The 19,114-nt window shown below is 47.9% G+C and carries 17 protein-coding genes; 10 read left to right on the top strand and 7 right to left on the bottom strand.

The window, feature by feature from the left end; genetic code table 11:
* Nucleotides 1–1,199: transketolase (locus tag OXG10_01895; protein MCY3826121.1), on the bottom strand; the 1,199-nt coding region annotated here is incomplete at its 3' end.
* Between the two features lie 173 nt (nucleotides 1,200–1,372).
* Here OXG10_01895 and OXG10_01890 point away from each other — a divergent pair.
* The 5 genes from OXG10_01890 to OXG10_01870 all read left to right on the top strand — a co-directional run bounded on the left by OXG10_01890 (nucleotide 1,373) and on the right by OXG10_01870 (nucleotide 5,428).
* A complete protein-coding gene (locus tag OXG10_01890; GenBank protein MCY3826120.1) occupies nucleotides 1,373–2,086 on the top strand; it encodes an SDR family oxidoreductase in 714 nt (237 codons plus the stop codon).
* A gap of 4 nt (nucleotides 2,087–2,090) precedes the next feature.
* On the top strand, nucleotides 2,091–2,438 hold the full coding sequence (gene folB, locus OXG10_01885; GenBank protein MCY3826119.1) for a dihydroneopterin aldolase: 348 nt from the start codon (nucleotides 2,091–2,093) through the stop codon (nucleotides 2,436–2,438).
* Nucleotides 2,439–2,643: 205 nt separating this feature from the next.
* Nucleotides 2,644–3,054, top strand: coding sequence for a 2-amino-4-hydroxy-6-hydroxymethyldihydropteridine diphosphokinase (folK, locus tag OXG10_01880; GenBank protein ID MCY3826118.1), 411 nt, complete (start codon nucleotides 2,644–2,646; stop codon nucleotides 3,052–3,054).
* On the top strand, nucleotides 3,044–3,589 hold the full coding sequence (hpt, locus tag OXG10_01875) for a hypoxanthine phosphoribosyltransferase (GenBank protein ID MCY3826117.1): 546 nt from the start codon (nucleotides 3,044–3,046) through the stop codon (nucleotides 3,587–3,589). Before folK ends, hpt begins: the two co-directional genes overlap by 11 nt.
* A gap of 39 nt (nucleotides 3,590–3,628) precedes the next feature.
* The gene (locus OXG10_01870) at nucleotides 3,629–5,428 is read left to right on the top strand and encodes a M3 family oligoendopeptidase (GenBank protein MCY3826116.1); all 1,800 of its coding nucleotides are present in this window, start codon (nucleotides 3,629–3,631) and stop codon (nucleotides 5,426–5,428) included.
* A 6-nt stretch (nucleotides 5,429–5,434) separates the two neighbouring features.
* Here OXG10_01870 and OXG10_01865 read toward each other — a convergent pair whose 3' ends face one another.
* Both OXG10_01865 and OXG10_01860 read right to left on the bottom strand, forming a co-directional pair.
* Complete coding sequence (locus tag OXG10_01865) at nucleotides 5,435–6,280, bottom strand: transposase (GenBank protein ID MCY3826115.1); 846 nt, start codon at nucleotides 6,278–6,280, stop codon at nucleotides 5,435–5,437.
* A gap of 65 nt (nucleotides 6,281–6,345) precedes the next feature.
* Entirely contained in the window at nucleotides 6,346–7,314 is a 969-nt protein-coding gene (locus OXG10_01860; protein MCY3826114.1) for an LLM class flavin-dependent oxidoreductase, read from the bottom strand.
* 217 nt (nucleotides 7,315–7,531) lie between these two features.
* On the opposite strand from OXG10_01860, the gene OXG10_01855 reads away from it, so the two are divergent.
* Nucleotides 7,532–8,746 (top strand): acyl-CoA dehydrogenase family protein, encoded by a 1,215-nt coding sequence (locus OXG10_01855; protein ID MCY3826113.1) that lies wholly within the window; start codon nucleotides 7,532–7,534, stop codon nucleotides 8,744–8,746.
* 82 nt (nucleotides 8,747–8,828) lie between these two features.
* The gene (locus OXG10_01850; GenBank protein MCY3826112.1) at nucleotides 8,829–9,383 is read left to right on the top strand and encodes a methylated-DNA--[protein]-cysteine S-methyltransferase; all 555 of its coding nucleotides are present in this window, start codon (nucleotides 8,829–8,831) and stop codon (nucleotides 9,381–9,383) included.
* A 24-nt stretch (nucleotides 9,384–9,407) separates the two neighbouring features.
* On the opposite strand, the gene OXG10_01845 is transcribed toward OXG10_01850, so the two are convergent.
* From OXG10_01845 to OXG10_01835, 3 genes are all read right to left on the bottom strand, one after another.
* The gene (locus tag OXG10_01845; GenBank protein MCY3826111.1) at nucleotides 9,408–10,463 is read right to left on the bottom strand and encodes an agmatine deiminase family protein; all 1,056 of its coding nucleotides are present in this window, start codon (nucleotides 10,461–10,463) and stop codon (nucleotides 9,408–9,410) included.
* Between the two features lie 2 nt (nucleotides 10,464–10,465).
* Nucleotides 10,466–11,362, bottom strand: a complete 897-nt coding sequence (locus OXG10_01840) for a carbon-nitrogen hydrolase (protein MCY3826110.1) — start codon at nucleotides 11,360–11,362, stop codon at nucleotides 10,466–10,468.
* Between the two features lie 435 nt (nucleotides 11,363–11,797).
* Nucleotides 11,798–12,979 (bottom strand): hypothetical protein, encoded by a 1,182-nt coding sequence (locus OXG10_01835; GenBank protein ID MCY3826109.1) that lies wholly within the window; start codon nucleotides 12,977–12,979, stop codon nucleotides 11,798–11,800.
* A 301-nt stretch (nucleotides 12,980–13,280) separates the two neighbouring features.
* Between OXG10_01835 and OXG10_01830 the strand changes: the two genes are divergently transcribed.
* Nucleotides 13,281–14,762, top strand: coding sequence for a hypothetical protein (locus tag OXG10_01830; GenBank protein ID MCY3826108.1), 1,482 nt, complete (start codon nucleotides 13,281–13,283; stop codon nucleotides 14,760–14,762).
* On the top strand, nucleotides 14,762–16,531 hold the full coding sequence (locus OXG10_01825; GenBank protein ID MCY3826107.1) for a hypothetical protein: 1,770 nt from the start codon (nucleotides 14,762–14,764) through the stop codon (nucleotides 16,529–16,531). The genes OXG10_01830 and OXG10_01825 overlap by 1 nt, the downstream gene beginning before the upstream one ends.
* Nucleotides 16,532–16,609: 78 nt before the next feature.
* Here the strand turns inward: OXG10_01825 and OXG10_01820 are convergent, their stop codons facing one another.
* Nucleotides 16,610–17,161 (bottom strand): hypothetical protein, encoded by a 552-nt coding sequence (locus OXG10_01820; GenBank protein MCY3826106.1) that lies wholly within the window; start codon nucleotides 17,159–17,161, stop codon nucleotides 16,610–16,612.
* A 382-nt stretch (nucleotides 17,162–17,543) separates the two neighbouring features.
* Between OXG10_01820 and OXG10_01815 the strand changes: the two genes are divergently transcribed.
* Nucleotides 17,544–19,055, top strand: coding sequence for a Fic family protein (locus OXG10_01815; GenBank protein MCY3826105.1), 1,512 nt, complete (start codon nucleotides 17,544–17,546; stop codon nucleotides 19,053–19,055).
* Nucleotides 19,056–19,114 lie beyond the last annotated feature (59 nt).

The raw sequence follows: 19,114 nt of genomic DNA, 5'->3' as shown, positions 1-19,114 counted from the left end.
CACTTAATATAGGTTTTAGTTGAGGAGCCTACATCTGCGGCGCCGCCCATGAACCACGGCACTTTTTTTCCTATGGCGTTAATTATGCTTGAGTTCGCGGAACGGGTCGCAACCGGGTCTGCGGGATAGGCAAAAGACGGGATATCGCTGTCCCATCCCTCAGGCAGCTTCCTTTTATTGAGCATCTCAAAGTCGTGAGCAAGTTCCGGATATTCGTTTGAATACTTCCTGAAATTCTCCTTCCAGGCCGCTTCGGCATCGTTTCCTCTGGCGACTGCTTCTTTCATGTAGGAGAGAATCTCTTCGGGGACGTGAAAGTTCCCCGGGGCGTCCCATCCGTAAAATTCCTTCGCCAGCCTGACCTCCTCCTCTCCAAGCGGCGATCCGTGGGCCTCGCACGTGTTCTGCTTGTTGGGGCTTCCGTAGGCTATCTGGCTTTTCAATATTACAATGGAAGGCCTTTTGGTTTCGGATCGTGCGCGATCTAGGGCTTTTTCAATTTCCTCAAGATTGTTTGCATCCGAGACTTTCTCCACGTGCCAGTTGTAGGAACCAAACCGCATTTCCGTGTCCTCGGAATACGCAAGCGAGGTGCTGCCCTCGATAGTTATACTGTTGCTGTCGTATATCCAGATCAGATTTCCAAGCCCCAGATGTCCTGCTATGGATGCGGCTTCTGAGGAAATTCCTTCCATCATGTCCCCGTCGCTGCAGATTGAATACACATGATGATTTATTATGTCGTAGCCGGGACGGTTAAAGTGCTCCGAAAGCCATTTGCTTGCTATGGCCATTCCAACCGAATTCGATACTCCCTGTCCCAGAGGCCCTGTAGTAGTCTCGACTCCAGCCGTGATTCCCACTTCGGGATGACCGGGACAGCGGCTGTGGAGGCTTCGGAATTTCTTTATATCGTCAATCGGGATGTCGTACCCGTTTACGTAAAGGGCGGCGTAGAGAAGCATGGAAGCGTGACCGGCGGAAAGGATGAAGCGGTCGCGGTTGGGCCAACTCGGGTTCTTGGGATTGTGCCTTAAGAACTTGTCGAAAAGTACGAAAGCCGTGGGAGCCAGAGCCATCGGGGTTCCCGGATGGCCGGACTTCGCTTTTTCCACGGCGTCCATCGCAAGCGTTCTTATACAGTTGATTACAAGGTTCTCCAATTCTTCATCCTCGGGGAGAAATCCGTACGCAAACATTAAAGATCCGCGGCAGCGCGCGTCGGATTCATATGAAACGACGGCCGGGGTTTCGCTTTCGCGGGCCGTTTTTAAATTTACTTATAATAAACAATGGGAATAATATATCAACATATACTCAGAGGCGGTTTTTGCAGCGTGTGCTACATGAAAACCGTTGTTTCCCGTGTGAAATGAAAAAGGCGGCTTTGGTTACAGGCGGGGCGGTGAGAATAGGAAAGGAGATATCCCTGAATCTCGCCCGGAAGGGCTATTATATCGCCCTTCACTACAATTCCTCCGAAAAAGAGGCCCTGGCTACAAGGGAACTCATTCTCAGGACCGGTGTTGAATGCGAGCTTTTCAGGTGCGACCTTTCATCACCTGATGACGCAAAAGAGCTTGTCCCGAAAGTCACGGAAAGCTTCGGGGGGCTATGTGTTCTTGTTAACAACGCCTCAATTTTCGAGAACGTCGGATTCCGTGACGTGACCCCCGAATTTCTTGAAACCGATATGGCTATAAACTTCAAGGCACCTTTCTTTCTCTCCCAGTCTTTTTCCACTGAGACAAGCGGAGGGCTTATCGTTAATTTCCTTGACACGAGAATCAGAAAAAATCCCGTTGAGCATTTTTGCTACAACCTGAGCAAGAAATGTCTTTATCACTTGACGAAAATGCTTGCAAGGGAACTCGCTCCCGATTTTCGGGTAAACGCCGTGTGCCCAGGGGCCGTTCTCGCTCCCCCGGGGTTCGGGGATGACTATCTTCACAAGATGGCGCGGGGAGCTCCGATGAAGCGTCCAGGCTCTGTTGAGGATATAATTAACGCGTTTAACTATCTTTTGGAGAATAATTACGTCACCGGAGAGTGTCTTTTCGTTGACGGAGGCATGAGTCTTACCTGATCAGATGATAATAAAGATCGAAAACCTGAGGCTTCGTACTATAATAGGGGTTTATGACTGGGAGAAGGAGAACCGCCAGGACCTGATCATAAACGTCACCATCGATTTTGACGGACGCAAGGCCGCCGAGAGCGACGACATAGATGATACTTTGGACTACAAGGCCATAAACAAAAAGATCATAAGCTTTGTGGAGACAAACGATTTTAACCTGCTTGAGAGAGTCGCCGGAGGTATATGCGATATAGTTTTTGAGGATCCGGCGGTGAGGTGGGCGTCGGTGAAGGTGGAGAAGCCCGGGGCGCTCCGTTTTGCTGATTCCGTTTCTGTGACCGAAGCGAGGGAAAGGTAAGCGGGACAGGTGCCGTCTTGCCGGTTTTCTCGGAGACGCAACGCGGAAGACTTTTCCGCGGTTTTTTAAACCATACTTAACATTCAGCAGGCTAGATGTAAAATACGGTTCCGATTAGGCGCGGATGCCGGCTTAGGTGGCTGAGTGAAATTTGGTTTTGTGGTCTGGAGACCGGTTTGTCGGCGCAAGGAGAAGGTATCAGGGTATGAATACGGTTATTATCGGGGTCGGTTCAAACATAGACGCCGAGAGAAACGTAAGCGTCGCCAAACGAATGCTCGGGGAGAAACTCAGGGTTCTCGGAGAATCGAAGTTCGTGAGAACCAAGCCCATAGGATCCCGTGAGCAGCAGGATTTTCTAAACGGTTCCTTGCTGATAGAAACCCGTCTTGGCTGCAAGCAACTGAAAACCCTGCTCAAGGGAGTAGAGGTTTCCCTCGGGAGAGGTGTCGGGGAGGATCGCTACGGCCCGAGAAAAATGGACCTGGATATACTCGTGTGGAACGGAGAGATTGTCGATCCCGACGTTTACGAGCGGGGGTTTCTTCGCCGCTCCGTGATCGAACTTTGTCCTGAACTTGAAAAAACTTTGAAGGAGGGGCGAGGTGCTGTCTGAAGAAACTGAAATCCTAGAAGGTGTCGCGCTTAAAAAATTTCTCTTAAAAGACGATATAAAAACCGCCGTTTCGAGGCTCGCCGAGCAAATTTCGGGGGACTACGAGGGAAAAACTCCCGTCGCGGTCTGCGTTCTTAAAGGAGCGCGTCCTTTCTTTGAAGATCTTCTGGTGCGGGTGACCGTAATGGTCGAAAGGCAGTTTCTCAGGGTTTCAAGTTACAGAGAGGGAACGCGGCCTAGACGCCTCAAGCTCTTAAGGGATATTGAATGCGAAGTGGAGGGCAGGGACGTTATAATAATTGAAGATATAATTGACACTTCGGAGACGGCGAAGTTTATCCTGCAGCACATAGAGTCTAAAAACCCGGGTTCGCTTCGGATATGCGCACTCATAGACAAAAGAGGAAAGGGCGCGATGGATCCAGAGCCTGATTACACGGGTTTCCAGGTGGATGAAGGGTTCCTCGTAGGCTACGGAATGGACTACATGGAAAAGGGAAGATCGCTTGAGGATATATACCTGCTTCGGGAATAACTTAATTTTTGCTCCCGACAAGGAGCTACGGAGACGGACATGGCGAAAGCAGAAGGCATAAGTTGGGATCTCTCGGACCTTTACGGAGGAATTTCCGACCCACGCGTGGAGAAGGATTTCGAGAGGATATCGGCGCGTGCGGGCAGATTTGAAAAGAAGTACAGGGGGAAGATAAAGTCTCCTTCACTTACCGCTGGGAAGCTCGCGGGAGCGGTGAAGGAGCTTGAGCGCTTGTCGGAAAGAATCGGAAAGATACTTTCCTTCGCTCACCTTGTTTTTGCAGCCGACACCCGGGACCCCAAAAACGGCGCCTTTCGTTCGTCAATGCAGCAGAAGGCGACGGAAGTTCAGAAAAAGCTCATTTTCTTTTACGTTGAATGGGTTTCGGTTCCGAAGAAAAGAGCGAAGAAACTTCTTAATAACCCGGAACTTTCGGAATACAGGCATTTTCTCGAGCAGGAAAGACAGTACAGAAATCACACTCTCTCAGAGGCCGAGGAAAAGATACTTCAAGAGAAGTCAAACACCGGGCAGAAGGCGTTTTCAAGACTTTTTGACGAGGTCGTGAACAATATCCAGTTTCGTGTGAGGCTCTCGGGCAAGACCGAAAGGCTGAACCAGTCCCGGACCCTCTCGCTTCTTTACGACCCGGACAGAAGGAAAAGAAAGGCAGCCTGGTCCGGTCTCACAAGGGGGCTTAAAGAGAACTCCCATGTACTTACCTACATATTCAACACTCTTGTAAACGACCACTCAATAAACGACAGGCTTAGGAGCTACGAGGATCCCATGTCGGCGCGTCACCTTAGCAACGAGATATCCCACAGTGCCGTGGAAGCCCTGCTTGAATCGTGCGAGCGAAGCTTCGGATTCGTAAAACGCTACTATGGACTCAAGGGAAAACTTCTCGGGTACCGAAGATTCTACGACTACGACCGCTACGCTCCCCTGGGTTCGGAGAGGGAGCAGGTTCCATGGGACAAGGCAGAGGAAATCGTGCTTTCTTCGTTTGGTGAATTCTCATCCGAGATGAAAAAGACCGCGTCTTCGTTTTTCGAGAAAAACTGGATAGACGCCGAGCTTCGGGACGGGAAAAGAGGAGGCGCTTTCAGCCACGGTACGGTTCCCGGCGTACACCCCTATGTTTTTATGAACTACACCGGGAAACCGAGAGACGTGATGATTCTGGCTCACGAGCTTGGCCACGGCGTGCACCAGTATCTTTCGAGACGACAGGGTTATTTTCAGGCCCACACGCCTCTTACCACTGCTGAGACCGCAAGCGTCTTTGCGGAAATGCTCGTGTTTCACCGCCTCAAGGAGGAAGAGACGCGAAGGGAAGGCAGGCTGGTTCTGGTAGCGGAAAAACTCGAGGACATAATGGCCACGGTCTTCAGACAGGCGGTGCTTACAAGGTTTGAGCAGAGCCTTCACAGCGAAAGAAGAGATCGGGGGGAGCTTACGACCGCGAGAATAAGCGAACTCTGGATCGAGGCTAACCGCGAGATGTTCGGAGATTCCGTTACCCTGACTGAGAACTACGCTTACTGGTGGCTTTACATTCCCCATTTCATACACTCTCCCTTTTACTGCTACGCATATTCATTCGGTGAGCTGCTCACCCTAGCTCTTTACGGAATGTTCTTGGAGCGGGGAAGGTCTTTTGTGCCCGATTACATGGAGCTTCTTCGGTCCGGGGGAAGCGCCTCGCCCGCAGAGCTCCTCTCTGGAGTGGGGGTAGATATAAACAACCCCGGTTTCTGGCAGACGGGACTTGACGTGATAGGTGCGATGGTGGACGAGGTTGAGGAACTCGCAGAGCAGTCCGGAGTCGACTGAGGATTTTTACCGAGAAAGAGAAGAGGTTTTCTCGTATTCGCTTACGATCTTGCTCACAACCGAGTAGTGAACTGAGACCGCGTCGGCAACTTCTCTCAGCGTGTAGTCCCCCGTAAGGTAGGTTTTAGCTATCGCTTCCTCTCTTGAGTGTCCGCTTCGCATGAAACCGTCTATCATGCCCGGTACGGGTTTTGTGAGCTGATACTTGGGAATATCTTTTGACCGCGAATCCCTCTTCGTTTTTTCCTGCACAAGCTCTATGAATCCATCATCGCCGAGATATATCTGCTTTTGGGCTTCCGAGATCACGTCGCGCGAACTATTCTCTTCGAGAAACTCATCAAAAGCGCTTATATCCGAAGAGAATCCTTCTGAGAACCACTCGAGGTCTATGTATCCTGGCGCTTCATCCTTTCCATAAAGGTACCTGCAACTGCTCCATTTGAACTGGTTGGGATGTTTTACGAAGCCGGCTCGAAGGGGTAGAAGAAAGATATGGGCCATAAGGGGTAGAAGATATTTCTCCCTCTGGACAACTATGGATTTATATCTTCCCCGGAAAACGTGACCGTCTGTATCGTGCAGCCTGTTTGAACGCTGGGTGTAAACGCCGTTTAGCTGTCTTATGGCTTTTGAGAGGTTGGGCTTCGGGGTCTCAATGACCAGATGATACCCGTCGGACATGAGACAGTAGCCAAAGCAAAGGCATCCGAACCTTCCGCATACCCCCTCGAGGATTTCTATCCAGGCGTTGCCGTCGGCTGAGTTCTGAAAGACGCTCTGCCCTCTGTTCCCGACCGAGGAGACGTAATAGACGGCCCCTGCGTATTCCGGTCTTAGCGGTCTTGCCATGGAAGGGATTATAATGAAGACAGGAATTTATGTCAAGACCTGACCCTTAAGTCCGGATTGTTCTCTCAAGGGGCAAGCGCTTTCATTGCAAAAGCTGTCTGCTCTCTCGAAGCGTTATAGGGGAACATGAGAATGGGAAGATCGGAGCTCTCGGCGAACTCCGCGAGCTTTGCTCTTCCCTCCTCCGGGGAACCGCTCACGGAAACAAGATCAAGCAGTTCGTCACTTATGCTTTTTATGGCTTCCGCCCTGTTTTCCCGCCAGAGCTTTTTCGCCCTGTCCGCTTCCTCCCCGAATCCGTAGCTGCTTACGAGCTTGTGGTAGTAATCTCCCATGGAGCATACATAAAGGGCCACGAACTCCCTTACGATTTCTCTTGATTCGCTTCGGTCCTCGGAAACCATCGCCGGAATAAACGGGGCCACGGTTATTTTTCTTCCGCCGGAAGCGAGCACCTTTTTTCTTTCGTTAATAAGGCTCACGGGGCAGAGGTAGGGAATCCAGCCGTCAGCGACCCGGGAGGTAAGCTCGATGTTTTTCGGTCCCATGGATGCGATATATATGGGAATCTCGCTTCGCCGGGGCTTAAAAAGAAGCCTGAAGTTCTTAAGCCTGAAAATCTCCCCATCATAGTCGACTCTCTTTCCCGCGAGGACCGTCCTTATTATCTCGACGCACTCAAGCGTCCGTCTCAGGGGACGCTCGAATTTCGTGCCGTGCCAGTATTCGTTGAGGTAAACGCTGCTTATCCCGAGTCCGAGGATGAATCTTTCCCCGCAGTACTCATCCACGGTGGCCGCAGTCTGCGCTATGAGTGCCGGAGACCTGCTGTAAACGGAGATGATACCGGTGGCCAGATTTATCCTTTCTGTGACCGACGCCATGTGGGATATCAGGGAAAATGCGTCCCGTCCCCACATTTCGGGAACCCAGATGGAGTGATAGCCCAAGTCTTCTGCCAGTTTCGAAAAATAGGTGAGATCATCTTTTTTTACGTCGGCCCAGTACGGTACGACGATTCCGGTAAGAGACAACTGGTTCCTCCCAAGTGCGGATTTGCTCAGATTCATTCTACTTGAGAGCGAAGACCGTGAGAAGCACGGAGCATCTAGGGTTCTTATTTTTGCTTCCGGATACCGGTTCTCCTGAGACGCTTTTAACGTTCATCTGATAAGTTGGTTAAACTGTTTAAATAATATCTGCCCGTCTGTTCTCGCAGAAGTACAATTCTTTACTACGGGAGTTAGCAGAGTGCGCAAATTACCCCCAAGAATGCAGACAAAGCTCTACAAGGAGCATCTTTTTCCCGAAGAAACGAGAGAAATCAGGAAGAAAGTGAGGGACTTTGCCGAAAAAGAGGTTCTTCCGATTGCTAGGGACATAGGAGAGAAAAGCGAGAAAAACGAGAATTTTCCCCGTGATCTTTTCAGGAAAATGGCCGCAGAGGGACTTTTCCGGATCCCGTATTCAAAAAAGGACGGGGGACTGGGTCTTTCCCACCCCGCGTGCGCGGCAGCGGTTATGGCGGAGGAACTCGCCTACATAAGTGCGAGCGTCGCGGGAACGATAAATGCCCACTTTTTGCTTTCCGGAAAAACCTTGGCTATGGGGTCCCCCCACATAAAGGAAAAATATCTCGCTGCGGCTCTTGATGGAACCTCGGTGGCGTCATTTGCGATGACGGAGCCCCAGTCGGGTTCCGACGTAAGGACCGAGTCTCTTGTAACGAAAGCCCGCAGGAAGGGCAAAAAATACATTGTAAACGGCCGCAAGCGCTACATAACCAACGCCGGGGTGGCTGATTTCGTTACTCTGCTAGCTTCAGCGGGGGACAAGTCCATAATGATAGTGGTTGATCTTGATTCGCCGGGTTGTTCCGTGAGTCCCCCGGATAAGAAACTCGGAAACAGGGGAGAACTTACCTACGACATATACCTTGAAGATGTGGAGGTGCCCCGGGAAAACCTAATAGGGAAGGAGGGAGATGGCCTTCGGGTCGCCGTTAATTCCCTTCTTTACGGAAGGACGGGAATCGGGGCAAGCGGGGTGGGGATGGCGCAGTCGGCGTTCGACGAATGCGTGGAGTTCATGAACGAGAGGGAGGCTTTCGGAAAAAAGATAGCCGATTTTCAGTACTGGCAGTTTTTGCTGGCGCAGAGGGCTGTTGAGATAGAAAACGCTAGGAACCTGTATCTGAAGGCCGCGCTCTGCCTTGACAATGGGGATCCTTTCCCGACTTTCGAGACATCCGCCGCCAAGTACTACGGCTCGGAGATAAGTGTTACTATGGCCCGCGACGCCGTTCAGATATTCGGAGGTCTCGGGCTTATGGTGGAACTTGCCCACGATTCCTCCACCTACAAGGTCGAGGAAATCTACAGAGATTCCAAGGTCGGGGAGATATACGAAGGCACAAACGAGATACACAAGATGATAATAGCGAGATCAATTTTCGGAAGGAGGTAGTTTTGCTTTGCAGTCGATAAATGGGAAAACCCACGATAATGGAGTCTTGAAAAGCTTTCCGGACCACTTATGGCGGGGTATTGTGGTTAACACGAAAGAGATTTCTTCCGGGAAAAAGAAAAAAACCAGGTCCGGGATGCGCATTATCTACGGGATCCACGGTACTCCGTTTGGAAAATGTCTTATCGGGATATGCGAAGAAGCTATATGCCATATGAGTTTTTTCCGCACTGATCCTGAAAGCCACTTGAAAGAATTCAGGAAGGCATGGCCAAACCCGAAGAACCGAAGGGATGACGAAAAAACGGCCGAAGTATTGCGGAACTTGCTGTTTTCCCCGGGAAGACGGCCTCCGGAGATACTGCTCCTAGGAACACGGTTTCAGCTCAAGGTATGGGAAAAGCTGATGGAGGTCCGGGAGGGTGAGACCTTGTCCTATTCAGAACTTGCGGAGTCGGCAGGAGTGCCCACTGCAGTAAGGGCCGTCTCAAATGCCGTGGCGGGAAATCCGATTGCTTATTTGGTGCCTTGCCACCGTATTATAGGAAAGGCGGGGGATCTTCACGGCTACCGCTGGGGGCTTGACGTGAAAAGGGCGATTCTTGAGTACGAAGGGGTTAACCTGGTCTCGCAGTGATTAACTCGTTCTGAGTTTGCGCGGTCAGCGAAGAGGCTCTTCCTTTGTCATGCAGTGGATAGCTCCGAATCCCCACACAAGGTCGATGCAGTCAATTCCAACGACATATCTTTTGGGGAAAAGTTCCGACAGTACGCCAAGCGCCTCGCAGTCTTTCGGATCGTTATAGATGGGGACGAGAACTTTTTCGTTTGAGACGTAGAAATTGGCGTAAGTTGCCGGAAGTCTTTCGCCGTCGAAAAAAAGCGGTGATGGCATCGGGAGGGGGACGATTTCAATTTTTCCTCCGTCCTCAAGCTCTAGGTCTTGGAGTATCTCAAGGTTTTCGCGAAGCGGACGGTAATTCGGGTCTTCAACGCTGTTCTCAAGGCATAAGACAACCGTGCTGGGACCCGTAAACCTGCATATATCGTCAACATGGCCGTTTGTATCATCTCCCTCTATGCCTCCGTTAAGCCAGAGAACGTTCGTTGCGCCGAAATACTCAGAGAACACTGCCTTGTAGTCGTTTTTCCCGAAAGAAGGATTTCTTGCCTGTTTGTCCGTACTTAGAAGACACTGCTTAGTTGTTATTAGGGAGCCCTCTCCGTTTACGTCAATGCTTCCGCCCTCAAGAATGATTTTCTTTCCAACACATGCGGGGGTTTCTGAGTCAAGACGAAGGGTCTCGGCCACAAACCCCGGAATCATGTCGTCGTTTTCCCAATCTGGGTACTTAGCCCATCCGTTAAACCCGAAATCAAGCACGCTCAGCCCCCCGGAATCATCTCTTACGAAGAAGGGGCCGGAATCCCGTATCCAGGATCTGTCTGTGGGGCACTCGTAGAACTCCACGTTGCCAAGATCAGTTAATTCTTCCCTGAGAAACCCCTCGGCCCGCTTCTGTGTTCCTCCGGGGTCAACTATTATTCTCACCTTCTCTGATTCTGATAGATGGCTTACGATTTCGCGGTAAACTCTCTTGATCCCCGAGAATTTTCCCGGCCAATCGCTTACGTTCTGCGGCCACACAAGCCAAGTGGCGTCGTGAGGTTCCCATTCAGCTGGAAGTCTGTAACGAACCGCTGAAGAATCACTCAATTTCAGGTACCGGAATCATTGTCGATAAGTCTTTGCCGAAGCTCGGAGTAGGAGTCAATTCTTCGGTCCCGAAGAAAGGGCCAGTTTCTTCTGGTCTCCTCAAGCTTCCTAAGATCGACGTCGGCCAGTATGATCTCGTCTCTCTCGCCGGAAGCCTCGCAAATCACCGTTCCCTGGGGGTCACACACAAAGGAATTTCCCCAGAAATTTATTCCTTCACCGGTTTCTCCCGATTCCTCGAAGCCCACCCTGTTCACGGCTGCGACATAGACTCCATTTGAGACCGCGTGGGCGCGCTGAACAGTCTTCCATGCCTCAAGCTGGGTATTTTTCGAGTGTTCATCCTCGTCCGTACGCCACCCTATGGCGGTCGGGTAGAAGATAATGTCCGCCCCCTTGAGCGATACTATGCGTGCCGCTTCGGGATACCACTGGTCCCAGCAAATAAGTGTGCCTATCTTCGCAAAACCGGTTTCAAAACAGGAAAACCCCGTGTCCCCGGGAGCAAAGTAGAACTTCTCGAAATAGCCCGGGTCATCCGGTATGTGCATCTTTCTGTAAATTCCTGAAATCTCTCCCGATGGATCGATAAGGACAAGGGAATTGTGGTACACGCCTGAGGCCCTTTTCTCAAAAAGCGGGCACACGATGAAAACTCCTCTTTTTTCCGCTTCCCCGCAGAATCTGTCCGTTGTGGGTCCGGGGATGGGTTCGGCAAGATCAAAACAGCCTGTGTCCTCAGATTGGCAGAAGTACCTAGTGAGAAAAAGCTCGGGAAGACAGACTATGTTCGCTCCGAGCGCAGAAGCTTTCTCTACGTTTAATATGGCTTTTTTCAGGTTTTCTTCTTTGTCTTTGTGCACCCGGTTCTGAACAAGGGCGATTTTAAAGCTGTTCATGCGAATACGATAACTCCCAAAGGCGGAGAATAAAAGAAGATGAAAATGCTTCTACCTGAAGCTTTTTCGGGAAACTATGTAGGAAAATTGATAGAATCAGACTTCCTTTTGCCCCAGAATCTTTTAATCCTCCAAAGGCTACCTTCTTTTATCAGACATTTTGTTCTCTTGAGGATATTAACCTGCCCGAATCATTTTAATTTCGTAGCTTCTGGGAGGTGTCAGCGGGCGAAAGTATCCGCAAGAGCGGTAACCGACGGCGGAATTCCCCTACACCGCTCAATTTTAGTATCCGGTTTTTACGGAGTGCAAAGCAGTACAAGAAATGCTAAACGAATCCAGTGGTCCGGCCGTTTCAGCCATCTTCAGATGATAGAAATACGATCGGTACTTGCACGAAGTGTGAGTGGCTTTGGTTCGTCCTGTCGGTTGCTTCTAGTTGAGTCGGCATCCGCTTCCTTCAAACGTGCCCGAAAACCCTGCCGAATCATCGAACCTGCCTCTTAGGACACCGGTCTCTCGGTCTAGCGTTCCGGCAATCCTTGTCCCATCGTTTGTAGTAGCTGATATGTTGGTTCCCGAAAGTGATCCATTAAGATTTCCAGATATATCATAAGCAATGTTATATGCGAATCCTGTTATCCTGCCCGAATCATTAATGTCAAAAGTGAAGACTCCGTACTCGTCAAAACTATCAGTTCGCCAAGTTCCGGTACCACGGTATACCGCATATTGATCACCACCGATTCTCCTGCCGGAGAAACTGCCTCCGATACTTGAGTCAAGTGGATGCCCCCATCGACCTTGAACCGTGTTCACAGAAGTAAACTGGCCATTGAATTCTGTTCCTTCATTTGTATCTCCACTTGCGAATGCGGCATTCTGATCATAGCTGATGGATCTTGTGCCTGTAAGTGTGATGTAATTATCATATTGAGTGCTGTATGCAATACCGGACGCACTTCCACTACGTGCGTCAATCAAAACTCCGAAATTGCCTTGATCAGTACCCCTGTATGTTCCGGTGTATGCACCCGAATAGGAACACCGAAGAGTACTTTCCAAATGGTTCCTTGCGGTCGTGTTTCCCGGGATTTCGTACGATTCATATCTACTAAATCTTTCTTGTAAATCGGATCTCATTCTCTCCAGTTGTTGCTCGAACTCCAAGCTATCGGAAAGAATCTGTATAAAAGTCCATTGTAGTGCGAGCTCACGAACCTCTTCAGGGATGTTTATGCCGTTGGAAAGGTCATTGTCTTCATCCAGAGATATGAGAAAACGCACAGTGTTCAGCACAGGCTCAGAACTTGAACTGCCTCGCTCAACTAAATCTACTGGGGTAACAACCGACTTTCCTCCGGTTTCTCCTAATGTTACACCTCCGACCGAGAACACAACACTTTCTCCAACTTCGTAGGTGAACCTTCCCTCTGAATCGGTAACTCCACTCTGCCCTCCTGAGACATAGCTCAGTCCTGCAACGTTGGCATCTTTAAATTGACCCACCGCAGTTCGGGCTATGGGGTGTCGGTCACTTGAAGTTTCATTTCCACCACCACCTCCGCAACCAACGACAAAAAACAAAACTACGAAAAAAGATGGAACAACCCTCATAACGTCCTCCTGAACTTTCTGATCTCCGACACACGTAGGCGTCGGGCTCTGCTAGCAGTCAGAACAGTTTCAGACGCTCCGCCTATTTCCCCCAGAGGGGTGTTTTATTTAACGGAAAGCCCGACAAGCGGACTGTTCCAACTGCTAGCGATTGAAATTATAGCACAAAAGAAAGACTTAAGATAACCCGTTTTTGAGGCTCACTTCTTTGCTGTCTTCTTCTGCTGTCGAGGGATTTCCCAGTTAAAATAAAAAATTTGATCATTATGAAATTTTGCCTCTAGATAATGATCTTGATTCCATGAATAAAACAGAAGATCAGATTTTATTTCAACAAGATGTACCTAGTCCCAAAGAGTTAATGCGAACCCTGCATCCAGAACTCTTCTCGGACACATTAGTTGATGATGTCTTCCAACTCCCCAAAGCAGTGTTTGAATACCACCTTGATACGCTCACCAGCCGCAAAGAGGAATACGAGTTTGAGAATTTCTGCCGAAAACTTGCGGAAAAGGAAATCTGTCCTAATCTTCGTGTTCAAACTGGTCCAACTGGTGGCGGGGACAGCAAGGTCGATACTGAGACATACCCGGTCGCCCGAGAGATCACGGAACGACAATGGATTGGTTCGCCATCGGCCGGAACAGAACTATGGGGCTTTGCCTTCAGTGCCAAGAAAAAATGGAGGCAGAAAGTCAAGACTGATGTTGACAAGATATTGTCTACCGGTCGGAATTACAAACGTATCTATTTCTTCACAAACCAATTCGTAAAAGATAAAGATCGTGCAACCCTAGAAGATACACTTTCTAATGATACGGGAATTCCAGTGCATATTATTGACCGTGCCTGGATCGTGGAGAAGGTCTACGAATCCGGTCATTTGGATCTTGCCATTAGCACCTTGGGAATCGAAAGCGGCCAGAAAGAAAGTGTAAAAAACCCAGGCCCTCGTGACACAGCACGGCTAGAAGAACTTGAAGAGCTGGATGAACGGATAGCCGACCCATCTTACTATCAAGGCGCACGTTATCAACTGGTTGAAGATTGCCTTCGTAGCGCAATATTGGCCAGAGGTCTTGAGCGAAATCGCAATGAAGTGGAAAGCCGCTTTGCGCAGACGGATCGGCTTGCACAAGACTTGAACTATAAACCGCAGCGATTACGCATCGCCTATAATCGTGCTTGGACAGCTTGGTGGTGGTATGAAGATTACACAGCTTTCGACAAATTCTACAAAGAAGTTGAACAATACGTCAAAGGCTCAGCCGAAGCCTGTGAAGTCCAATTGCTTTTGAACCTGTGGCAACTTCTGATAGGTTCGGTTCTCAGAGGATTGATCAGCGCTAAGGATGGTAAGGTCAAAGTTCGTCAGAAGCGCCTAACAGCAATGCTGAAGGTTATAGAAGCTGATTCCAAACGACCGAACAATGCCCTGCAAGCACACACTGGTCTGATACTAATAAAGATCGCAGAAGCTATAAGAAGCAAAAAACTCGATCAACTAGAATCTTGTTGGTCTGAACTGAGCCATGCTGTAGAAAAATCCAAATCCTTAGGTGCTTATTCTATAGAACCACTGTTTAAAACTATTGCCAAACTTGGCGAGCAGATAGACAGTTCTGCTTTCGACACGCTCTACGAGGAATTAGTGGACATTATGCGACAACGACACAGTGACCGAGAGGCAGGCCAAGCCTATATACAGCGTGGTACACAGAAGTTCTCGCAAAAAAATATTATGATGCAATCCGCTGGTTTGGTCGAGCCGAAGAACTTCTGATGAAAGAGGAGTGTCGCGTAGAGTTGGTAACAACGCTGATTAGGAGCAGCGATGCTTATGAATCCGTTGGTCTCTTGTGGGCCTCCAGAAACAAAGCCTTGGCCGCAGTCGAGCAAAATTGGACCGTATTCAAGAAACAGGGAGATATTACCCCTCAGTTGCTCATAACTCTTAACCAGCTTGTTCGTATCGAAATTCGACTTGGACGCATCCCTCACGTCTTGGACGCAATGACCATGGCAAACTATGTGGCTTCAAATCTAGAATTGTCCAAACATAACCAAGATGTGTATTCCAACCATCTACACATGCAGGATTTATTGCTTGGCATCCATATGCTGAACCTCCCATTCAATGCACTTTCAGGTGTCGTAGCACGTCTACCTGATGGTTTGGAACGCCTCGGACTAACTTGCGCCTGGACAACATTGCTGTTTGTTCTTGGACACGAACAGGTCCTGCGTGATGAAGGAAATATATTCGTCAGTGGAGACCCAGATGCTGATCAAAAACTTTTTGAGAAATGGCAAGACCAGCCAGCAGCTGATGATATTTCATGTCAGCCAATTTTAATAGATGGAGAAACTAGCCTTTTCAAATCAACTATACTTGGGTCAGAAATTGTTATCGAAACGCCAAACAATACTGTTTCTTTTGGTCTGACCGAATCCCTTCTTGGTGTTTTGGAAGCCTTTTTGGCCACGAGCTACGAACATGCAATGCCCCACTGTGAGCGTATGACAATTACTGTCAAAGCATCTCAACAGATGAGAGGATTACCAGAACTTCGCTTTGCGGATAGTGATGGTGCTCGCGCTGAAATTGTACATCCGGCAGAGTTAACATTTACAACTGCCGCTGAACAGCATAGCTACATGGAATGGCTTCGGAATAGCCTAATAGAAATAATGTGTCGTATGCTGATGATAAAAGATATTGATGTATGGCTTGAAGAAGTCGCTGGTCAAGAACGCGGTTTTTCCCGCGCATTGGCTCTTGGGGATGCTTTTATGCTAAACACTAATCTTTTTGGTGAAAAGCCTAAAGTACGCTTGGTTGACTGGCTGGAAACTGATGACCGAATCTACACAGTACTTCGGAGCGAACCTTGGAGAATTACCAAATCCGTCGGTAACAACGAGACGACGGAACCCAAGTTTGCCACCGATCCACTTCCTTCGGATCTGATTGACAAGGCAGAGTTAAAACATACGGATTACAAAGTTATATCACCCATAAACGACCTTTTATGGGATCAAGCAAAGTGGCAAGGAATGCTGTTTTACTGTTATGCTGAATTACCACCAATACTCGCCTTTATATTTGAAGATGGAGAGGCAGGACAAGCAATTTTTCGTTTATGGAAAAAGCGATGGGGGAATGAAGATAAAAACGAAGAGCTCAGATTGGCGGTCGTAACTGGATTATCCAAGCAGAATCCTGCTGGGTACGCAGTTTCCGTAGGTCCAAGTCTTCGCTACCTAAATAAACATAAAAACAAAACCTTTATGTTTGTGTCTCGGATACGTCATATAACCCCTACCAACTCAAAAAATTTGGACAATTTTCTAATAGCTTACAAAAAGGCTGGTGCTTTTTATCTGGCCCCGGCACAAATGAATGCAGATGAAGAACCTACACTTTTTCCAGAACTTATGATCGCCAAAAAAGAACTGGTTATTCGTGAAGGTTGGGAAATTGGCAAGCACGATCCTGATAGGTGTGTCCTGCAGGACGGTGATGATCCTATCATTCCAAACCAGCGGTAATAAAACAATTGGAATTATAAAGATTACTGTAGAGAGCAAGTTATATGAGACAGTGAAGATATTCTGGGTTGTCACTCATTATAGTGGCCCCCAATCGTCGTCATTTTTCCAATTCGGATCAATGTTCGCCAGTGCTTCTTCCCATTGCTTTTCCTCATAGTAGCTTTCCCAATACATATCTTCAAGCGTTTTTCTTCTTTCATAGTGGTTTTCCCAGTTTGTGCCGAGTATTTCGTTAAATATGTCTAAAAGGGTAGGAAGAGTGCCACGGGGTACACGCATAAAGGCGTAAGAATCTTCTGACAGAAGAAACAAGCCACATCTTGTATCAACATAGTCTTTATCATCAACATTGATAACAAAATGTTGCCCTCTGGTTATTGAATCTGAAAACCACTTTTCAAATTCTTCAAAATCAGAACGCAATGGCCTAGGTTTAGATTCTTTTGCCAAGAAATACTTGAAGCGCGGAGATCTCCAGGGGTGGGGAACGGATACTGGATCGTAAAACTCTTGTTTACGGATTCCCCAGCTACAACTGTAACTTAGTTCCGTAGAAAATTCTTCAACTTTAACGGGAACGGGAAATGTTATACCAAAAATAGTTACCTTAATTTTTATTGCCCACACTCGTTTTCCCATCCCGGCAGGCTAAGAATTACGATCTTTCGCACTCTCTAATAACCCTGCTGTCTCCAGTTGCTACATGAGTTTATTGCACGCCCGCCTAAATAGTCAAGGAGTTTAGCTTGTCAAGTAATCTTTATAATTCCACTTTTTTGTTAGACAAACGGGGGTTTGTAACTGTTTTGTTCGACAAGCAAGGGTTTTTAATTGTTTTTTCAGTTTTATAATCATTTTTTTAGAAATATTGAGAAAATTAAAAGATTTATCGGTATTTCTGAATTTTTAATGATTTTTTGAAGAATAGGCAAATTTCTAATTATTTATTTTGCAAAAGCCAATTTTTAATTATATTAATAGGAACATAACAATTTTATTGGATAAGTCCATGGAAATAAACCTTTCGAAAATACGGCCCGCAGGCTACGCATGGCTGCTGAGCAAATTCGGGTTGACTGCAATGCCCAACCGGCACAGCTCTTTTGTTGTAGAAACCGGTGGTCGGCAGCAGAAAGTACAAGGTGATCGCATTGAGGATATTTTTCCTCCTCCATACTGGCCCGGTCAAGGAGTCGGAGACCACCTGGAGTTTGCCTTGAAATATGATGGCGTAAGCCTGAGCTGTTTAAAGGTTATTTTCGATGCTGCCGCAGAAACTGAGCTTGTTGATTACATCAAATCCAAGCCAACGGGAAAGTATGCTCGCCGCATCTGGTTTTTTTACGAGTTTTTAACTGGTCGCAGGCTCCCCATTGACGATTTGTCCAAGGGGAATTATTTGGAAGCCCTTGAACCGGACATCTATTACACTCTTCCTCGGGGTGAAAAATCTCAAAGACACCGTGTTGTCAATAATTTGCTTGGACCAAGGGAATTTTGTCCTCTTGTCAGGAAAACGGAGAAGCTTGGAGAAATGGACCAAGTTGATTTTCGAGACAGGTGCGAAAAGATAGTCGAATCGTATCCTCCGCAATTACTTAGGAGAGCATTAAGTTATCTCTACAGTAAAGAAACCAAATCTTCTTTTGAAATAGAAAACATTAAACCCGACGCGTCACGGACCGAGAAATTCATAGCGTCCTTGGAGATGGCGCGACGGCAGAATTTCTGCGACAAGGAGTTGTTAATTGCCCTGCAGAATCGAATTGTCGATCCACGTTTCATTAACGAAGATTATCGAACGGTTCAAAATTATGTAGGTCAGACGATTTCCTATCAGAAAGAGTTAATTCACTATGTATGTCCCAAGCCGGAAGATCTTTCCGACCTGATGCGGGGACTCCTGACTTCTCATAGGCTTATGATGACCGGTGGTGTCTCAGCTATTGTTCACGCTGCTGTAGTAGCCTATGGGTTTGTTTTTATTCATCCGTTTGAAGATGGTAACGGCCGAATCCACCGATTTCTGATCCACAATATTTTTTCCATTCGAGGAATGGTTCCGGAAGGTCTGATGTTTCCCGTATCTGCGGTGATGCTTAACAATCCAGAAGGCTACAATGATTCTTTAGAGGCATTTTCACTTCCCTTGAACCAATTTGTGGAATACAGCTTGGATGAGCTTGCCCAGATGACCGTCCACAACGATACTGCGCACTGGTATCGTTACATTGATATGACGGTACAAGCGGAAGCCTTGTATGATTTTGTCGTTCAAACCGTTGAGAGCGAACTTGTAGAGGAGTTGAGCTTCCTTGCGAACTACGACAGCACTAAAAAGGCTATTCAGGATGTTATCGATATGCCTGACCGCCTGATAGATTTGTTTATCCGGATTTGTCTTGAGAACAACGGCAGATTGTCTGCGAAAAAAAGAAAATCACATTTTGATTTCTTAAGTGACGAAGAGCTTTTCTCAATGGAAAACGCTATCAAGTTTCCAAGAGTGCCAAAAAATTAGTAGACAAGTTTTTGATATTTATTTTGTGAAAGACGATTTTCCAATTATGTCATGAGGAA

It is taken from the genome of Candidatus Dadabacteria bacterium (assembly GCA_026706695.1).
Lineage (GTDB): Bacteria > Desulfobacterota_D > UBA1144 > Nemesobacterales > Nemesobacteraceae > Nemesobacter.
Note: the sequence above shows the minus strand (reverse complement) of the source record. Positions and strands in the feature narration are given on the sequence as shown.

Excerpts from the sequence above, each read along its gene's own strand:
- OXG10_01890 (MCY3826120.1), top strand. The coding sequence starts at position 1,373 with ATGAAAAAGGCGGCTTTGGTTACAGGCGGGGCGGTGAGAATAGGAAAG.
- folB (MCY3826119.1), top strand. The coding sequence starts at position 2,091 with ATGATAATAAAGATCGAAAACCTGAGGCTTCGTACTATAATAGGGGTT.
- folK (MCY3826118.1), top strand. The coding sequence starts at position 2,644 with ATGAATACGGTTATTATCGGGGTCGGTTCAAACATAGACGCCGAGAGA.
- OXG10_01870 (MCY3826116.1), top strand. The coding sequence starts at position 3,629 with ATGGCGAAAGCAGAAGGCATAAGTTGGGATCTCTCGGACCTTTACGGA.
- OXG10_01865 (MCY3826115.1), bottom strand. The coding sequence starts at position 6,280 with ATGGCAAGACCGCTAAGACCGGAATACGCAGGGGCCGTCTATTACGTC.
- OXG10_01840 (MCY3826110.1), bottom strand. The coding sequence starts at position 11,362 with ATGAACAGCTTTAAAATCGCCCTTGTTCAGAACCGGGTGCACAAAGAC.
- OXG10_01835 (MCY3826109.1), bottom strand. The coding sequence starts at position 12,979 with ATGAGGGTTGTTCCATCTTTTTTCGTAGTTTTGTTTTTTGTCGTTGGT.
- OXG10_01830 (MCY3826108.1), top strand. The coding sequence starts at position 13,281 with ATGAATAAAACAGAAGATCAGATTTTATTTCAACAAGATGTACCTAGT.
- OXG10_01825 (MCY3826107.1), top strand. The coding sequence starts at position 14,762 with ATGAAAGAGGAGTGTCGCGTAGAGTTGGTAACAACGCTGATTAGGAGC.
- OXG10_01815 (MCY3826105.1), top strand. The coding sequence starts at position 17,544 with ATGGAAATAAACCTTTCGAAAATACGGCCCGCAGGCTACGCATGGCTG.